Origin of the sequence: Labrenzia sp. CP4, assembly GCF_001579905.1 — a bacterium.
Taxonomy (GTDB): Bacteria; Pseudomonadota; Alphaproteobacteria; order Rhizobiales; family Stappiaceae; genus Roseibium; species Roseibium algicola.
On the sequence record NZ_CP011927.1, the window covers coordinates 1,898,988 to 1,913,756 of the forward strand.

19 protein-coding genes are annotated in these 14,769 nt (G+C 59.2%); 7 read left to right on the plus strand and 12 right to left on the minus strand.

Annotated elements, in window-relative coordinates:
* Position 1 precedes the first annotated feature (1 nt).
* From ACP90_RS08750 to ACP90_RS08765, 4 genes are all read right to left on the minus strand, one after another.
* On the minus strand, positions 2 to 919 hold the full coding sequence (locus ACP90_RS08750; protein ID WP_031269089.1) for a 3-keto-5-aminohexanoate cleavage protein: 918 nt from the start codon (positions 917 to 919) through the stop codon (positions 2 to 4).
* A 110-nt stretch (positions 920 to 1,029) separates the two neighbouring features.
* On the minus strand, positions 1,030 to 1,812 hold the full coding sequence (locus ACP90_RS08755; protein WP_023000390.1) for a carnitinyl-CoA dehydratase: 783 nt from the start codon (positions 1,810 to 1,812) through the stop codon (positions 1,030 to 1,032).
* Positions 1,812 to 3,839 carry an acetate--CoA ligase family protein gene (locus ACP90_RS08760; RefSeq protein ID WP_062488002.1) on the minus strand — a complete coding sequence of 676 codons (2,028 nt, stop codon included), beginning with the start codon at positions 3,837 to 3,839 and terminating at the stop codon, positions 1,812 to 1,814. The genes ACP90_RS08755 and ACP90_RS08760 overlap by 1 nt, the downstream gene beginning before the upstream one ends.
* A 3-nt stretch (positions 3,840 to 3,842) precedes the next feature.
* Positions 3,843 to 5,003 (minus strand): acyl-CoA dehydrogenase family protein, encoded by a 1,161-nt coding sequence (locus tag ACP90_RS08765; protein WP_023000392.1) that lies wholly within the window; start codon positions 5,001 to 5,003, stop codon positions 3,843 to 3,845.
* Between the two features lie 77 nt (positions 5,004 to 5,080).
* Here ACP90_RS08765 and ACP90_RS08770 point away from each other — a divergent pair, with 77 nt between their 5' ends.
* A complete protein-coding gene (locus tag ACP90_RS08770) occupies positions 5,081 to 6,028 on the plus strand; it encodes a helix-turn-helix domain-containing protein (protein WP_062488004.1) in 948 nt (315 codons plus the stop codon).
* A 67-nt stretch (positions 6,029 to 6,095) separates the two neighbouring features.
* Here ACP90_RS08770 and ACP90_RS08775 read toward each other — a convergent pair whose 3' ends face one another.
* A complete protein-coding gene (locus tag ACP90_RS08775; RefSeq protein ID WP_062488006.1) occupies positions 6,096 to 6,458 on the minus strand; it encodes a hypothetical protein in 363 nt (120 codons plus the stop codon).
* Between the two features lie 374 nt (positions 6,459 to 6,832).
* On the opposite strand from ACP90_RS08775, the gene ACP90_RS08780 reads away from it, so the two are divergent.
* Entirely contained in the window at positions 6,833 to 7,315 is a 483-nt protein-coding gene (locus ACP90_RS08780) for a sigma-70 family RNA polymerase sigma factor (RefSeq protein ID WP_023000395.1), read from the plus strand.
* Positions 7,316 to 7,348: 33 nt separating this feature from the next.
* Here the strand turns inward: ACP90_RS08780 and ACP90_RS08785 are convergent, their stop codons facing one another.
* Both ACP90_RS08785 and ACP90_RS08790 read right to left on the minus strand, forming a co-directional pair.
* Positions 7,349 to 7,672 carry a hypothetical protein gene (locus ACP90_RS08785; RefSeq protein ID WP_145915738.1) on the minus strand — a complete coding sequence of 108 codons (324 nt, stop codon included), beginning with the start codon at positions 7,670 to 7,672 and terminating at the stop codon, positions 7,349 to 7,351.
* 212 nt (positions 7,673 to 7,884) lie between these two features.
* Positions 7,885 to 8,613: a S24 family peptidase gene (locus tag ACP90_RS08790; protein WP_158514169.1), complete on the minus strand. Its 729-nt coding sequence runs from the start codon at positions 8,611 to 8,613 to the stop codon at positions 7,885 to 7,887.
* Positions 8,614 to 8,791: 178 nt separating this feature from the next.
* Between ACP90_RS08790 and ACP90_RS08795 the strand changes: the two genes are divergently transcribed.
* From ACP90_RS08795 to ACP90_RS08810, 5 genes are all read left to right on the plus strand, one after another.
* The gene (locus tag ACP90_RS08795; protein ID WP_062488014.1) at positions 8,792 to 9,139 is read left to right on the plus strand and encodes a hypothetical protein; all 348 of its coding nucleotides are present in this window, start codon (positions 8,792 to 8,794) and stop codon (positions 9,137 to 9,139) included.
* Positions 9,139 to 9,555 (plus strand): hypothetical protein, encoded by a 417-nt coding sequence (locus tag ACP90_RS08800; RefSeq protein WP_055655596.1) that lies wholly within the window; start codon positions 9,139 to 9,141, stop codon positions 9,553 to 9,555. Before ACP90_RS08795 ends, ACP90_RS08800 begins: the two co-directional genes overlap by 1 nt.
* A 156-nt stretch (positions 9,556 to 9,711) precedes the next feature.
* Positions 9,712 to 9,876: a hypothetical protein gene (locus ACP90_RS28410; protein ID WP_023000400.1), complete on the plus strand. Its 165-nt coding sequence runs from the start codon at positions 9,712 to 9,714 to the stop codon at positions 9,874 to 9,876.
* A gap of 86 nt (positions 9,877 to 9,962) precedes the next feature.
* Positions 9,963 to 10,346, plus strand: coding sequence for a DUF6362 family protein (locus ACP90_RS08805; RefSeq protein ID WP_023000401.1), 384 nt, complete (start codon positions 9,963 to 9,965; stop codon positions 10,344 to 10,346).
* A 264-nt stretch (positions 10,347 to 10,610) separates the two neighbouring features.
* The gene (locus ACP90_RS08810; RefSeq protein WP_031269092.1) at positions 10,611 to 10,904 is read left to right on the plus strand and encodes a hypothetical protein; all 294 of its coding nucleotides are present in this window, start codon (positions 10,611 to 10,613) and stop codon (positions 10,902 to 10,904) included.
* Between the two features lie 57 nt (positions 10,905 to 10,961).
* On the opposite strand, the gene ACP90_RS08815 is transcribed toward ACP90_RS08810, so the two are convergent.
* The 5 genes from ACP90_RS08815 to ACP90_RS08835 all read right to left on the minus strand — a co-directional run bounded on the left by ACP90_RS08815 (position 10,962) and on the right by ACP90_RS08835 (position 14,382).
* Positions 10,962 to 11,510 (minus strand): GNAT family N-acetyltransferase, encoded by a 549-nt coding sequence (locus ACP90_RS08815; protein ID WP_062488016.1) that lies wholly within the window; start codon positions 11,508 to 11,510, stop codon positions 10,962 to 10,964.
* Positions 11,507 to 12,730, minus strand: a complete 1,224-nt coding sequence (locus ACP90_RS08820) for a hypothetical protein (protein WP_062491470.1) — start codon at positions 12,728 to 12,730, stop codon at positions 11,507 to 11,509. Before ACP90_RS08820 ends, ACP90_RS08815 begins: the two co-directional genes overlap by 4 nt.
* A gap of 64 nt (positions 12,731 to 12,794) precedes the next feature.
* Positions 12,795 to 13,322, minus strand: a complete 528-nt coding sequence (locus ACP90_RS08825; protein ID WP_062488018.1) for a tail fiber protein — start codon at positions 13,320 to 13,322, stop codon at positions 12,795 to 12,797.
* 10 nt (positions 13,323 to 13,332) lie between these two features.
* Complete coding sequence (locus ACP90_RS08830; RefSeq protein WP_023000406.1) at positions 13,333 to 13,851, minus strand: tail fiber protein; 519 nt, start codon at positions 13,849 to 13,851, stop codon at positions 13,333 to 13,335.
* Between the two features lie 18 nt (positions 13,852 to 13,869).
* Positions 13,870 to 14,382 (minus strand): tail fiber protein, encoded by a 513-nt coding sequence (locus ACP90_RS08835; protein WP_023000407.1) that lies wholly within the window; start codon positions 14,380 to 14,382, stop codon positions 13,870 to 13,872.
* Positions 14,383 to 14,769 lie beyond the last annotated feature (387 nt).

Below are 14,769 nucleotides of genomic sequence, written 5' to 3' on the forward strand. Positions count from 1 at the left end.
GTCAGGCGCTCACCGGCGCACGTTTGGTCAGGCCAAGCTTTTCACGAACGGCCTGCGGGCCGATGATCTTGGCGCCCATGCCTTCGACAACACCAACGGCCTTCTCGACCAGCTGTGCATTGGTGGCAAGCACGCCTTTTTCGAGGAAGATGTTGTCCTCGAGGCCAACACGAACGTTGCCACCGGCCAGGATGGAGGCCGCCACATAGGGCATCTGATCGCGGCCGAGACTGAAGGCCGACCAGGCCCAGTCATCCGGAATGGCGTTGACCATGGCCATGAAGGTGTTGAGGTCGTTCGGCGCGCCCCAGGGCACACCCATGCAGAGCTGCACCAATGCCGGAGAGGCAAGCGTGCCTTCCTTGACAAGCTGCTTGGCAAACCAGAGGTGGCCGGTGTCGAAGGCTTCGATTTCCGGCTTCACGCCAAGTTCGGTCATCATGGCCCCCATGGCACGCAGCATGCCGGGGGTGTTGGTCATGACATAGTCGGCTTCGGCGAAATTCATGGTGCCGCAGTCGAGTGTGCAGATTTCCGGAAGGCACTCGCGAATATGGGCCATGCGCTCCGTTGCGCCGACCATGTCGGTTCCCTTTTCAACCAGCGGCAACGGGCTTTCTGTAGACCCGAACACGATGTCGCCGCCCATGCCAGCGGTGAGGTTCAGGACCACATCCACATCGGCGGCGCGGATGAGATCCGTGACTTCCCGGTAGAGGTCAAGCCGGCGGGATGGGGTGCCGGTTTCCGGATCGCGCACATGGCAATGGACGACGGCGGCCCCCGCCTTGGCGGCGTCGATGGCGCTGTCGGCGATCTGCTTCGGGCTGCGCGGCACATGTGGAGACTTGTCCTGGGTACCGCCCGACCCGGTGACGGCGCAGGTGATGAAGACTTCGCGGTTCATGGTCAATGGCATTTGGTTCTCCTGGATCAGCGACAGTTCAACCGAATGATTGAACTGCCGGAAACTGATTGTTTTTAGCGTGTCAGGTCATCTTGTTGGCGTTCATGCCGAAGCAGGATGATCTAGCGGCCCTTCCAGACCGGGTCTCGTTTTTCGGCAAAGGCGCGGGCGCCTTCCTTCTGGTCTTCAGAGCGATAGAGCTTTTCGACCGTTTCGAACTGGCTTCCGGTGATGCGGTTGAGCGCGTCCTGGAATTTCATGTCTTCTGCCTCGCGCACGATTTCCTTCAGCGCCGCATAGACAAGCGGGGGACCGGAAGCGAGCAGCTCGGCCAGTTTCCAGGCTTCCGCCATCAGGTCCTTTCCAGGATAGATGTGGTTGATCAGGCCCCAGCGAGCGGCTTCCTCTGCTTCGATCCAGCGGCCGGTCAGCAGCATTTCCATGGCGATGTGATAGGGAATGCGCTTCGGCAGCTTGATGCTGGCGGCATCGGCCACGGTGCCTGAGCGAATTTCCGGCAGGGCGAAGGAGGCGTGCTCCGCCGCCAGGATAATATCGGCAGACAGGGCAAGCTCGAGCCCGCCGCCACAGCAGATGCCGTTGACGGCAGCTATGACCGGTTTGTTCAGGCCGCGCAGTTCCTGCAGGCCGCCGAAGCCACCCTTGCCGTAATCTCCGTCGACGGCATCGCCTCCGGCGGCCGCCTTCAGGTCCCAGCCGGGGCAGAAGAATTTTTCCCCGGCACCGGTCACGATGGCAACGCGCAGGTCCGGATCGTCCCGGAAGTCGGTGAAGACGTCTCCCATGATCCGGCTGGTCATCAGGTCAATGGCATTGGCCTTTGGCCGGTCGAGCGTGACAGCCAGTATGTGGCCGCGTCTTTCGGTCTTGATGGGGTTTTCCATCAGTTCCCTCCCATTCTTACCAGTGCATCGGCGGCGACGGCAAAGTCCGCACCGCAGAGCAACGGGTTGATTTCTACTTCTTCGACCGGTGCCGACAGAACAAAGGCCTGCACTGCATGCACAGCTTCAACAATCGCTCCCAGATCGCAAGGCGGCTTGCCGCGATATCCGGTCAGGACACGGCCGATCTTCAGATTTTCAAGGGCCTTCGTGATCTCGTCCCCGCCTGCTGGAACGATCAGCGAGGTGCTGTCTTCCAGAAGTTCGGTCAGGATGCCGCCTGCTGCGAGCGTCAGGACGTAGCCGTGCGCCGGATCCCGCACAATGCCGACCAGCAGTTCGCCAAGGCTGGCGGTGATCATCTCTTCCACCAGAAACGACGAGGCCGGCATCCCGCTTGCGGCGGAGTGGACCTCGCAAGCCGATTGCAGATTGAGGGCGACTGCTCCGGCTTCGGTCTTGTGGGCAATGCCGGTGCCCTTCAGCACCACCGGGTATCCGATATCTTCGGCAGCCCGGGCTGCCGCTTCCGGACCTTCTGCAAAAGCGCTCGCGGGAACCTTGAGGCCATGCTTTTGCAGCAAGGCTTTTGCCTCGTGCTCGGAAAGAAGGCGGGGATCAGCGACAGGTTGAGGAACCCGGATCGGTTCCGGCGAAAGTGGTCTTGCCAGAAAGGCAGCCGCCTCAATGGCCGTCAGTGCATCGTCCAGCCCGCAGAGAGGCAGGAGACCACGCTTCATCAGATCGGCTGCAAAGGTTTCCGGCATGGTTTCGGGGAGCGAACTCAGGATCGCCATCGGTTTGCCGGAAGCTTTCATCGCCGCTTCCACCGGCTCGATTACCTTCAACCAGTCTTCCGGGTCACAGCGATCCATTCTCGGAATATCGAGAATGACGATGCCGAGGGCGATGTCCGCCTGCATCATGGCAGTGTAGCACCGCGTCATGGCCTCGCCGTCACCCCAGATGTAGGTGTGGTAGTCGAGTGGATTGGCGAGAGCGACCTTGGGGCCGAGGGCCTCTGACAGCGCGGTTCTTTGCGCGGGAACGAGCGGCGGGAAAGTGATCTGACGGCCGACGGCGGTGTCGGCAATCAGGCTGGCTTCACCGCCCGAGCAGGACATGGACACGATGTTGGTGCTCGGCAAAGGACCTGCGACGTGGACCAGCTTCAGGGTTTCCAGAAGGGCTGTCAGGCTGCCGACCCGGGCAATGCCAAGCCGGTTGAAGAGCGCGTCGGAACCAGCCGTGCTACCGGCAAGGGCGGCCGTATGGGAGACTGTTGCGGCCTGGGCGGCCTCGGATCTGCCGACCTTGACGGCCACAACCGGTTTGCCGAGTGCGTGCGCCTTGCGTGCGAAAGCCTCAAAGGCAGCAAGATCGTCAAGCCCTTCGATGTGCAGACCGATGGCGGTGACTCGGTCATCGTCCAGGAGGGCGCTGCCAATGGCGGACAGGCCCGTCTGGGCCTGGTTGCCGGCGGTCATCAGATAGGCAATCGGCAGGCCGCGTGTCTGCATGGTCAGGTTCAGCGCGATGTTGGACGATTGCGCGATGATCGCAACTCCGCGGTCGACCGGGGTCAGGCCATGCTGATCCGGCCACAGGGCCGCGCCGTCGAGCGCATTGAGAAAGCCATAGCAGTTGGGACCGAGGATCGGCATCTCGCCTGCCGCCTCGATCAGGGCGGCCTGAAGATCCGCGCCGTCGGCAAGCTCCCGGATTGCTTCGCTGAAACCGGAGGCAAAGCAGATGGCACCACCGGCACCGAGGCGTGAAAGCGAGCGGACAATCTCGACCGTCACGTGCCGGTTGACGCCGATAAAGACCGCGTCGGGGGCGGCGGGAAGATCTTCCACGGTGGCATAGGCCCTGCAGCCGTCGATCTCTTCACGGCTCGGGTGGATCGGCCAGAGATCGCCCTCAAAACCGGCCTTGCGGCATTCCCGGAGCACGTTCCGGCACCAGGAACCGCCACCGATAACAGCGACCGTGCGTGGCCGGAGCAGGCGTTCGAGTGAGCGCATGGATCAGGCTCCGAGCGGGCGGAAGATGTCGCGGCTGATGATGTGGCGCTGAATCTCGCTGGTGCCATCCCAGATCCGTTCCACGCGGGCGTCGCGCCAGAAACGTTCGATGGGGAAGTCGTCCATCAGACCCATGCCGCCGAAGATCTGCAGCGTCGTGTCGGTGACGCGCGCCAGCATTTCGGTCGCGTAAACCTTGGCACTCGCAATCTCGCGGTTGGCGGGCAAACCCTGGTCGAGACGCCAGGCTCCGGCAAGCGTCAGCCAGTCGGCAGCATCGATCTCGGTGATCATGTCGGCGACCTGGAAGCTGACGCCCTGGAACTTGGCGATCGCCTGGCCGAACTGCTTGCGCTCGGCGGCATAGTTCACCGCATAGTCGAAACAGCGGCGGGCGCGGCCAACGCTCATGGTGGCAACCGTCAGACGGGTGGCATAAAGCCATTCGTTCATCACCTCGAAACCACCGTCGACTTCGCCGAGCACCTGGCTGTCCGGCAGGCGGCAATTGTCGAAGTAAAGAATACAGTTCTTGTAGCCCCGGTGGCTGACGGAGCGATAGCCGTCACGCACCTCGAAGCCGGGTGTGCCCCGGTCGACCAGAAAACAGGTGATGCGCTTCTTGGGGCCTTTTGGTGTTTCGTCCACGCCAGTCGCAACAAACACGATGAAGAAATCCGCGTGTTCGGCGCCGGAGATGAAATGCTTGGAGCCGGAGACCACCCAGTCGCCGCCGTCGCGCACTGCCTGGCATTTCATGCCACGCACATCCGAGCCGGCGTCGGGTTCGGTCATGGCCAGCGCATCCATCTTCTCGCCGCGCACGGCCGGCAGAAGGTAGCGCTCGATCTGCTCGCCCTTGCAGGCCATCAGGATGTTCTGGGGACGGCCGAAAAAGTGGTTCAGCGCCATCGATCCGCGCCCCAGTTCCCGTTCCACCAGGGTGAAATCAAGATGGCTGAGGCCCGCGCCGCCCACTTCTTCCGGGAAGTTACAGGCGTAGAAGCCGAGATCGATACATTTGCGCTTGATCTCCTCGCCGAGTTCGGCGGGCACCTGGCCCGTCTTCTCGACCAGTTCTTCATGCGGGTAAATCTCGTTTTCAACGAAGGACCGGACCGTGGAGACGATCATCTCCTGTTCTTCGCTCAGCCCAAAATGCATCGGAATCTCCTCTTGCCTCAGGCCGACGAGAGTGAGACAAACGGGCTTGCTCCATTGTGCAATTTTGGTTTGAAATCATGCCGATTTCACAAAAATCGAATTCGGTTCGAAAAATCTGCGTGCTGTTGTTCGAAAGCTTTTCGAACCACTGCCTGGCGAATGCGATCGAGCCGTTCCGGGCAGCAAACACGATTGCCCGAAAGCAGCTCTATTCCTGGCAGCACGTGAGCCTTGCCGGAGGGACCGTCACGTCATCCAGCGGTCTGCCGGTGGCGACGTCTGCCTGGTCGGAGGCAAAGCCTGGTGGCGATTATCTTTTCATCATGCCGAGTTACGGTTTCGAGGCCTTTGCAGGGCAGTCAACCGTGCGCGCCTTGAAGGCCGCAAGGCAACGGTTCGGCACGTTGGTCGGCATGGATACCGGCGCATGGCTGTTGGCGGCCGCCGGATTGCTGGAGGGACGCAAGGCAACGATCCACTGGGATGAACTGACGAGATTTGCCGAAAGATTTCCGGATGTCGATGCAGTGGAGGACCGTTTTGTGCTTGATGGCAACATCTGTACCTGCGGCGGGGCGTCGACAACTTTCGAACTGGCACTGGAGCTGATCAAGCGGCATCACAGCCCGATGTTCGCGCTCGAGGTGGCAGCCCTGTTCATGTATGGCGACAAGCTGGACATGCACGATCCGTACAAGCGTTTGTCGGCGGATGCCCTGGTGCGCAGCGCGACTGCGCTGATGCGGCGAACCATCGAGGCACCGATGCCGATTGAAGATCTTGCCCGGCAGCTGAAGGTGGACCAGCGTACCCTTGAGCACCGGTTCCAGCGGGAAATGTCGATGACGCCACTGGGGGTCTACAAGGCGATCCGCCTGCGCGAGGCGCGCCGGCTTGTGGAATTGACCATGCTGGGGATTGCGGAAATTGCAGAGCGTTGCGGCTATCGCAACGCGAGTGCAATGACCCGAGCCTACCGGCAGGAATTCGGCCGGTCGCCACGCGAGCACCGGCGAAGCAGATAGTCCCGGCTGATAAACGAGAAAGGCCGCGCTAAACGCGCGGCCCTTTCTTGGAAGGTTTGAAAAGACCTTACTTGTGCGGGAAACCGGCTTTTGCGGTACCGTTCCAGTCGCCCTGGAAAGGCAGGATATGCAGCGGCTTCTTCGCCCTGGCACCATGTGCCCTTGCATCGGCGACCTGCTGCTGGGCAATCGTCAGCCGTTCTTCGCCATTGTAACTGCCGACAACCGGCAGGATCAGCAGATTGCCACTGCGCGCTTCAGCCAGAGCCTTTGCGTTGACGGCCTGCTGGATGCGGACGGAAACAGGCTTGTCGCCATTGAGATCGCCGCGGGTGTCGTCCGGGTCGATGGCGAAGGCGTTGCCGGCCAGCGCGCCGGATACAAAGGCTGCGGTCAGCAGGGTCGACAGAATTTTGTTAGAGGTACGCATGATCTTGCTCCTTGTGCCTGTTTAAACTCATGAATGACTGCAGAGTGCTGTTTGCCCCGCAGGCTGTTCATGCCGGGAACAACGACGCGAATGCTGATCGGTTGCGGCGGTGGCGGTAATAACATCAACACAAAAACATGAGGCCCTGTGAGAGAGACCAGGCCTTGTGTTGCGCGTGTTTTCACACCACGCACGCGTTCATAATGGTCATTCGGCAAGCGGTGCCCGGGTCACCGACCCGTGAAAGGCGCGGGAGCTGGAGAGGCCGTTTTGCATCTGTTTTTCAAACCGCGATGACAAGGTCTTGAGCCCGCTTCTGCCAACACCGTCACGTCTTACATCTCGTCCAGAAACAGCAGAACAGGAATGTCACGATGGCCTGCACCAAGGACGACTTCACCAGAGACCTTCAGAGCGAAATCCCGCATTTGCGCAGATACGCCCGCTCACTTACGCGAAACCCTGAAGCCGGTGATGATCTGATGCAGACGTCGCTGGAAAAGGCGCTGCGGCATCACGCCAGCTTCCACTGCGGTACGCAACTGCGCCGCTGGCTGTTCACGATTGCCCGCAATGCCTATCGCGACGAACGCAAATGGCTTGCCCGGCGCGGTGACCACCTGCCCATCGAGGACTGGCTTCAGGAAACCCAGGCAGCGCCCGCTCAGGAAAAGCATCTGGAGCTGGAAGACGTTGCCAGGGGCATCGCCGGACTTCGGCCGGAAGACAGGGATGCTCTCGAATTGCGGGTGTTTTCGGGCCTGTCCACCGGGCAAATTGCCAAGCAGACGGGTGTGGCCGTCGGAACGGTGAAAAGCCGGCTCTCCAGGGCGCGGCACCTGCTTGCTGCCGTCTGACCACCGGCAGGCGCTTCGCCTTGTCTTTCTGCGTCAGGCCGCGACCCTGGCGGTGACACCGGCAAGCCGGGCGGTCAGACGTTCGGTTAGATAGTCTGACCAGTTTTCCGCGGTTTCCTCATCGTCTTCCCCGATCTCGGGGAAGGCGGCGGACAGGACCGTGCTGGTGATGTCGTTGCACCAGCCTTCTGCGGGATTGAATTCCAGAACCGCCCGAACCTTCTCGAGTTGCCCGGCCTGAAGATCCTCGATGATCCTGTGCAGGCTCATGTCTGCCAGATCGGTTTCCGGCGTATAGAAGCAGTTTCCGAGTTCGCAAATCACTGAATAGAACGACATGTCGAGATTCAAAGCCAAAAAAGCCTCCATCTAAAATACGTTGAAAGCGTATACGCAAATTGCGTACATGTCAAATCTTCGTTAATCGGCTATATGACAAAAGCGTATGACCGCCCTGAAGCGTTGGTGCCGCGTCAAGACGTGATCGGTCGCAGTAGACCGGTTGCGCGAAATGCGCGAAGGCGGGCCGAGTTTCGGCCTGAGAAGAAGTGGAGGCGGGGGTGGCGGCGCTAGACGACCTGCCGGATGACGCTCAATACCTTGGCTATGATGCGGACTTCAGTTGCCTCTTCATCGTGCTCGTTGAAGATGACCGGCTCCTGAAAGCGCGGATCATTGGATTCCGGTTGCAGTTCTATCTGGCCGTTCCGGCGAATGATCCGCTTGGCGGTGCGTTCGATGGTATGGCCGCCGTCTCTGGTCCGCTCCACGACGGCAAGGTCTCCCGACTTGATCTCGATGCCGGCTTCCAGATAGTCGACGCACAGGATCAAATCGCCATTCCAGGCAATACGGTTGAGGCTTTCACCGTTGATTTGCAACAGATATTGGCTTTCGCTCGGAAAGCGAAGGTCTCCCGCGAAACTGGTTTTCTTGGTGGCATCCGTCTCGAACAATCCGGACTCCATCCAGAGGCCGGCAGCCACCTGGCCCTTGATCTCCAGAGGTGTGGCCGCTCTTGAAGGTGCGCTGGAGGCATCCAGATCGGTGATGGAGTCGGGGGCGAGCGCAAGAATGTCTTCCCGGGTGATCGGTTGCTCGCCCTTGCCCAGGAGGACAGGAAGAAGCTTCGCCACGAAATCCGACGGCAGTGCAGGTTTCAGGTAGTCGGCGCTGAAGTAGCGCTGGATGGAAGAGGCATTCTGATAGCCCATGGCCCGTGCGATGGCGCGGATCGACAGGCCGCTGCGGTCCTTCAGATCCACAAGCTGGCGGGAGACTGCAGATTGTTCGTCCATATCCATAATTCGGTCACCAGGTCACGTAAGATGCATACGTGTTAGCAGTAAAAACGTACGGAGTCCAGTTGACATGCGTACGCAATAAGCGTACGAAATTTGAGTCATCAAGTGAATGCGTGGGAGTGACGATGGAAGCTCAGACAATCCTTCGACAAATGGCAGAGGAGACCGGCCGATGAGGGACCTGAAGGACGAAATTGAGGAAGCGCAGGCAAAGGTTGCGCATCTGAGGATCAGGGCTGAACGACCGAGTGCCCGGCTGGAAGACGAGTTCGCGCTGGAAAAGGCGCGCAACAGGTTGCTGACTCTGGAGTTGCGGAACCTGAAGCAAGGCAGGGAAGTGCGCGGCAGTTCCAGCCCGAAGGGCAATCCGGGTGTTGTCGGGAGCAGACAGCACATGAGGCAAGCGTCCTTCGCAAAAAGAACAAATAGCGAACATTTGCCGCGTGCGGCCAGGGAAAAGGCAGAGGCGGCTTTTGCAGCGGTGCAAGGTATCGCGGCGGAAAAGAAAGGTCGGGTCTGATGGCTTCGGGAGGACTGGTCGACAGGATCGCTGCCGAGTATGGCGTTCATTTCATCAGCCACACCAGACGGGTGCATGGGCGGCACCAGTCGAAGGCCCGCAGAACTTGCCAGACCCTGCTGACGAAACACGGGGCGGAACATCTGCGCCTCGTCTTCGGTCTGATCAACACCGCGGAGAACCGGGGGAACTGGTCAGCGCCATGCTTTACTGCGGTTTCCTGGCTTGTCTTGAACAAGCCGGACTGGGTGGAACGGCGAGGTTTTCTGGACCAGTTCGACAGGATCGATCTGGAGGCGTTGCTTGGCAGTGCAAGGCATATAAACCCGTCCGCTCCGACCCTTACGCTCGCCGTTCTGCTCTCCTACGAACTTGACAAACTCCTGGAAACGGGTCGGGAGGGGATCGCTGCATGAGCACTATTGTCAGTTGGTGTCGGTTGATTACACTGCGGCCGTCAATCTTCGGCTGTATTGAGTCGCTCAGGGGTTGCACGCTTGGCTTGCCGCGCTCGGGGGGAGGCGGCGCCGGACGGATCTTTCACCGGTATTTTGAGAGAGGGGGTTTTGAACATGAACGGTTACCTGACGAAGGCACAGATTTTTGCCTTCGAACGCGGAGCGACCGCGTGCCGGGAAGGCAAGTCCCGTGAGGACAATCCTTATCCGCCGAAGGCCGATTATTTCGGTTTGTGGGAAGAGGGCTACCAGAAAGAGCGTGAGGGCCAGGGCAAATAACCGCCTCAGGCCTGCATCTTTGCTGCCGCGGGGCCGTTTGAGCGGCCGCGCGGTTCTGTGCCCACTACAGTTTCAAGAGAGACGATATGGAAACAAGCGTACCTGACCAGATCCTGGCCCGGTTGACGGAGGCTGTCGAAGTGATTGCGGTAACCGGAAAGGGTGACGGACCGCGGGCGGTTCTGGCAAGCTGGCCCGAATGCCAGGGCAAGATCGCCCGGCGTCGTCGCACCTACCCGCCCCGGGCGATCAGCCGGGCTGAAGAGGCGATCACCTGGTTCTCCCTGATCGAGGACCCGGATGCGCGCCGCGCCCTGCAGTTCGAAGTGATGTGCAAGGCGGGCGGCGGCAAGTTTTCCCGGATCTGCGAAAAATACGGCTGGAAACGCTCAACGGTTACCAGTCGGAACAAGGCTGTTCTGCGCCGGCTGGCGAAAAGGCTTGGTGAGGAAAGCCCCGTCGATCACTGAACGCTACGACGTCGGACCGGAGGCGGGCTGGTGCCTTGCTGATCCGGGAATTGGCTTTTGAAAGAAGAAGTCATTCCTCCTGCGTTGCGCCAATGCAGGAGGAATGCACGGCTTGAATGACGGGCTTCGCCCTTGTTCTCAAAAGGTATGCAACAGGTTTTGCAATCGCCCCTTTACGGTTGTTGGAAGTTTGAACTACAACTTTTTAATTGCTCGTCCCCGCGTCGACGCCGGGACATTTGGATAGATGGTTTGGAGAAATTGATGACCGACTTGAAAACACTGACCCTTCACGACTTTGAAAAGCTGCTGGATCAGGTGTTCGAGGTCAGGTCGGTTCCGGCTGATATCCAGTTGTCCCTCGTGGAGGTCAAATTGATGGGCTCCGGCGAGCGGCAGGGAGGGGCTTTTTCCACGTTGTGGCAAGGTCCGCAGGAGCCATTGCTGGAGCAATCCATCTACAGGCTCTATCGGCCGGATTTCGGCGAGCAGGACGTGTTTCTGGTTCCGGTTGCGCAGAAGGAAGCCGGCATTCAGTATGAAGCCGTGTTCACCTGATCGCATACTGTCTGACAGGCTGGTGGCCGCCGCAGTCTGGTGGCCGGGCTCGCTGCTTCAGGTTCGGCAGGGGTGTTCCATGAGGTCATAGACGCCCTTGTTTTCCCGCTTTTCGAAGCCGAGGCGGTGATAGAGTCGCATGGCAGGATTTTCCTTTTCGACATGAATGGAAAGCGCTTTTCCAGCGTCTCGCGCCTCTTCCATCAGGTCCTGCAAAACGGCGCTGCCAAGGCCTTGTCCTTGTACTTCGGGTATCAAGGCGATGTCGATAATCCGGTGTTCGCGGGTCCAGCGTTCCAGATAAAGCCTGCCAACAGGTCTGGCGTCTCGTTCTATCACCAGCCAGAGGGCATCAGGATAATGCTCCTGATAATGTCTGTGCTGGGCCTCGAATTGCATCGCGATAAAGGCCTGCTTATCGGCTTCCGTCCATGGAGTGCGCGCAAGCTCTGCCTCGCGCGTCGAACGGTATAGGCTTGCCAGGAACGGAAGATCGCCCGAATGCAAGGCCCGGTAGGTGATGCCCCGGGCCGCCGCGCGTGCGCGCGGGGCCAGGGACATGTCTGTCTGCGGCATCGGCAGATCGATCGCAAGCGCGGTCGTCATTCGGTGTTCGGCGTGACGTCCCGGGTCAGCGCGCTTACGGAAAGCGGTCCGCCCAGGGAAGTCCAGGTTGCCGACCAGTGATCAAGCGATATCTGAGGCAGGTAGGAAGCCGTGTTTGACGCCGGATCGAGGGCGAAAAGGCTCAGGAGCGTATTGGCGTTCGGCTGAAGTTTGAGCGTGCTGCCGCCATCCGCATGGGCAATGACCCGTGGAGCCGTCCAGGAGGTTTCCACGGAACTGGTCTGGTAGCTTGCGTAGACCGGACTGTCGGATCCTGAGACAGTCAGCGCAACCAGATAAATTCCTCCGTTGGAGGAGTTGGAAGCGGCCATGCTGCCGACAGGCGCATCAAACGTTGCAAACAGTGCCCAGTCGGAGAAGTCGAGTGAACTGACTTCGTCCTGAGCTTTCATGTAAATCTTGTTTCCGATGCGGGCAAAGATGTGAACGAGCGCATTGCCGTCGATGCAAAGGACAAGCTGTTCGAAGCCGGTCAGGCCGCCACTGATATCTTGCCAACCTTCCCAGCCCTCCGGCAGAAGCGGCCTGTCGGTGGACTGGAAGTTCAGATAAGGCACGCTGTCCGAATTGATGCCGGTGAGAATGATGCGGCCATCGGCATTCTGGGTTGCAGCGAGGCTCCGCAGTGCCCCGGCCATTTGTTGCCAGTCCGCCCAGGGCTGGCTCGGTGGAATTTCGACCGGCACCGTAACTTCAATTGGTGTCGTCGTGCCCGGTGGCACTACCGTGATGGTTTCCATCTGTACGGTGTTGTTGTTCTGGAAGCGCCACCAGATGGCGTTGTCCGGCGCCGAACTTGTGACGAAAATGTTCTGCCGACCGGTGACGCCGTTGATCAGCAACGTATCATTGAAACCTGGAACGCCGGCCGGTTTGCCGAGATCAAGCGGGTCAGCAAAACGCTGTGGTGCGTTTTCGTCCCGGTTTTCCCGGATATAGGCCAGGTTTCCGGACCCGCTGTCTTGCGCAAGCAGGGCAACGTAGCCTTCCTGGGTCACGGATGCGTTGAGCCGTTCCGTGGCAAAGCTTGCATTGGTAAGTTGGGTAAAGGAGGCACTGAAAGCGCCGTTCTCGGACGTCTGATCCTTGTACTCAAGTGCTCCGTTCGGTGTGACTGCGGCAAAGAAAATCCGGAAATAGACCGGATCGGCCGTCACGTTCCCTTCAAATTCCTCGGGAACTGCTTCTTCGACTGACATGATGCGTTTCCTCTTGCTGATCTGAAGCCGGCGGCCTGGCCTGTCCGGCAACGTCCTGCATTGGTTAGCCGCGGGAGGGGTAAAGCCCCTGGAGCGCAATAATGAAGTTCAGCGTCAGATACGGCTGAACATTGTCGTGTGACTGGCTACCGCCGGTGGCGGACAGCGTTTCCATGGCCATGTCGACCTGGTTCGTCTGAGTGTCCGTGTGGTAAAGCGAATCCAGGCCGGAGCTGGAAAAGGACGTCGATGACGAGGGGCCGGGAACGCCGCCGCTGCCACTGGTTGCTCGTGCCGTATGAGAATGTGAGGGGATCTGCGCTTCCGTCAGGGTGACGGTCGTAACACCAACCTTTTCCCCCAGTCTGCGGGATGTGAGGCCAGGGCCTCTGCCTGGATGCATCGGGGCACGGCCCTGCAGATCCGGCAGACCCATGGTGTTGCGTCCATCCCCGCCGTAGGTCGTTCCAATAAGCGAGAACAACGCCGTGTTCTGGGAGATGGGAAGGAGCTGGCCGTCACAAAAAGCCCAGCTTCGAGGGGCGAAATTGCCTGCGAAAATTCGGATTTCAGCGATAAAGGGTTCCGACATGGTTCGCCTCCTAATGCCTGCTGGGGTAAACGCCGTAGAGCGCGATGATGAAATGCACGCATATTGTCGGCATCAGGTTGGTGTGCGACCGGGAGCCGCCAGAGTTTGAAATCATGTCTTGCGCCATGGAAATGTCCTGACTGGCATCGGCGTAGAAGCTCACGCCTGCACCGGCTGCCGGAACATGCATCGCCGGCGACGTCTGGTCGGCCAGGCCGGTGTTGGCATTGAAGCCGTGCGAGTGACTGGCAAGTTGGTTAACCGTGAGCGTTTCGTTTTCCGACCCGCTTTTGGAGCCGAGCCGCCGCGGGCTGAGGCCGGGGCCGGTGCCCGCGTGCAGCGGAATTCGTCCGCGCATGTCCGGCAGACCGAATGTGGTTCGGCCATCTCCGCCGTAGATGGTTCCAAGGAGTGAAAACAGGGCATCGTTTTGGGAAACTGCCAGCAGCTGACCGTCGCAGTAGGCCCAGCCGCGCGGTGCGAAATTACCCGCAAACATGCGGATTTCACCGACGAAAGGTTCAGACATTCTATGTCCTTTCGGAGATTAGTTGCGGGACGGAAACAGGCCTTGAAGGGCGATGCAGAAATTGAGCGTCAGGTAGGGCTGCATGTTGTTGTGCGCCTGCCCGCCACCTGCGTTGGTCACGGTCCCTGATCTCATCTGCGTCATCGTGCCGACTTCGTAAGGCCGATAGGCCTTGTCCGGTGCGATTTCGGATCCAAACAGGGCCATGTTGGGCGTTCTGCTGTTTCCTGCGGTGGAGACCGCTTTCACCGGGTGGGAATGTTCCGGGATTTCAGCTGCCGTAAGTGTGACGGTTTCCGCTCCCCCCTTCTGGCCGAGCTGATATCCGGCGCCCTCGTGGATCGGCGTCCGGCTGCGCAGGTCGGGCAGGGCGAATGTCGTCCGCCCATCTCCGCCATAGGTCGTGCCCAGCAGCGAATAGAGCGACTGGTTCTGATTGATCGGCAAAATCTGTCCGTCGGTAAAAGCCCAGCCGCGTGGCGCGAAATTGAAGCCGACAATCCGTATTTCGGCGAGAAATGGTTCTGACATGTTTCCTCCCGTTGCTTCCGAAGGAAGTTTCGGTCTTGCAGATGTTGTCTGGATTTCCTGCTCTTGCGAATCACAGGTTGTATGAAAGAGAAATTGGACTCAAATTACATTGCAACCTTCACATACATATATTTCAAAATGCAATTAGAAAATTCCGAAATCAGTTCCTGATTTGTTGAGTGTTCATTACTGGAAATAGTGTTGAAGATTGCCAAATTCTGCAATTTTTAAGGGAATTATTCGCCTTAAAGAGGATGAAAACCAATTCAGACCAAATCTTTCAACCATAGTTAGAATTTGTCAGAATTGAATCCTTTTTCCTGACGCAGATGTGGTCAGTCAAAAATGTGATCGGATTTGCGCTTGAATTCTATTTAAGTTTGAGCG

Excerpts from the sequence above, each read along its gene's own strand:
- ACP90_RS08750 (WP_031269089.1), bottom strand. The coding sequence starts at position 919 with ATGCCATTGACCATGAACCGCGAAGTCTTCATCACCTGCGCCGTCACC.
- ACP90_RS08755 (WP_023000390.1), bottom strand. The coding sequence starts at position 1,812 with ATGGAAAACCCCATCAAGACCGAAAGACGCGGCCACATACTGGCTGTC.
- ACP90_RS08760 (WP_062488002.1), bottom strand. The coding sequence starts at position 3,839 with ATGCGCTCACTCGAACGCCTGCTCCGGCCACGCACGGTCGCTGTTATC.
- ACP90_RS08765 (WP_023000392.1), bottom strand. The coding sequence starts at position 5,003 with ATGCATTTTGGGCTGAGCGAAGAACAGGAGATGATCGTCTCCACGGTC.
- ACP90_RS08770 (WP_062488004.1), top strand. The coding sequence starts at position 5,081 with ATGCCGATTTCACAAAAATCGAATTCGGTTCGAAAAATCTGCGTGCTG.
- ACP90_RS08775 (WP_062488006.1), bottom strand. The coding sequence starts at position 6,458 with ATGCGTACCTCTAACAAAATTCTGTCGACCCTGCTGACCGCAGCCTTT.
- ACP90_RS08780 (WP_023000395.1), top strand. The coding sequence starts at position 6,833 with ATGGCCTGCACCAAGGACGACTTCACCAGAGACCTTCAGAGCGAAATC.
- ACP90_RS08790 (WP_158514169.1), bottom strand. The coding sequence starts at position 8,613 with ATGGACGAACAATCTGCAGTCTCCCGCCAGCTTGTGGATCTGAAGGAC.
- ACP90_RS08795 (WP_062488014.1), top strand. The coding sequence starts at position 8,792 with ATGAGGGACCTGAAGGACGAAATTGAGGAAGCGCAGGCAAAGGTTGCG.
- ACP90_RS08800 (WP_055655596.1), top strand. The coding sequence starts at position 9,139 with ATGGCTTCGGGAGGACTGGTCGACAGGATCGCTGCCGAGTATGGCGTT.
- ACP90_RS28410 (WP_023000400.1), top strand. The coding sequence starts at position 9,712 with ATGAACGGTTACCTGACGAAGGCACAGATTTTTGCCTTCGAACGCGGA.
- ACP90_RS08805 (WP_023000401.1), top strand. The coding sequence starts at position 9,963 with ATGGAAACAAGCGTACCTGACCAGATCCTGGCCCGGTTGACGGAGGCT.
- ACP90_RS08810 (WP_031269092.1), top strand. The coding sequence starts at position 10,611 with ATGACCGACTTGAAAACACTGACCCTTCACGACTTTGAAAAGCTGCTG.
- ACP90_RS08815 (WP_062488016.1), bottom strand. The coding sequence starts at position 11,510 with ATGACGACCGCGCTTGCGATCGATCTGCCGATGCCGCAGACAGACATG.
- ACP90_RS08820 (WP_062491470.1), bottom strand. The coding sequence starts at position 12,730 with ATGTCAGTCGAAGAAGCAGTTCCCGAGGAATTTGAAGGGAACGTGACG.
- ACP90_RS08825 (WP_062488018.1), bottom strand. The coding sequence starts at position 13,322 with ATGTCGGAACCCTTTATCGCTGAAATCCGAATTTTCGCAGGCAATTTC.
- ACP90_RS08830 (WP_023000406.1), bottom strand. The coding sequence starts at position 13,851 with ATGTCTGAACCTTTCGTCGGTGAAATCCGCATGTTTGCGGGTAATTTC.
- ACP90_RS08835 (WP_023000407.1), bottom strand. The coding sequence starts at position 14,382 with ATGTCAGAACCATTTCTCGCCGAAATACGGATTGTCGGCTTCAATTTC.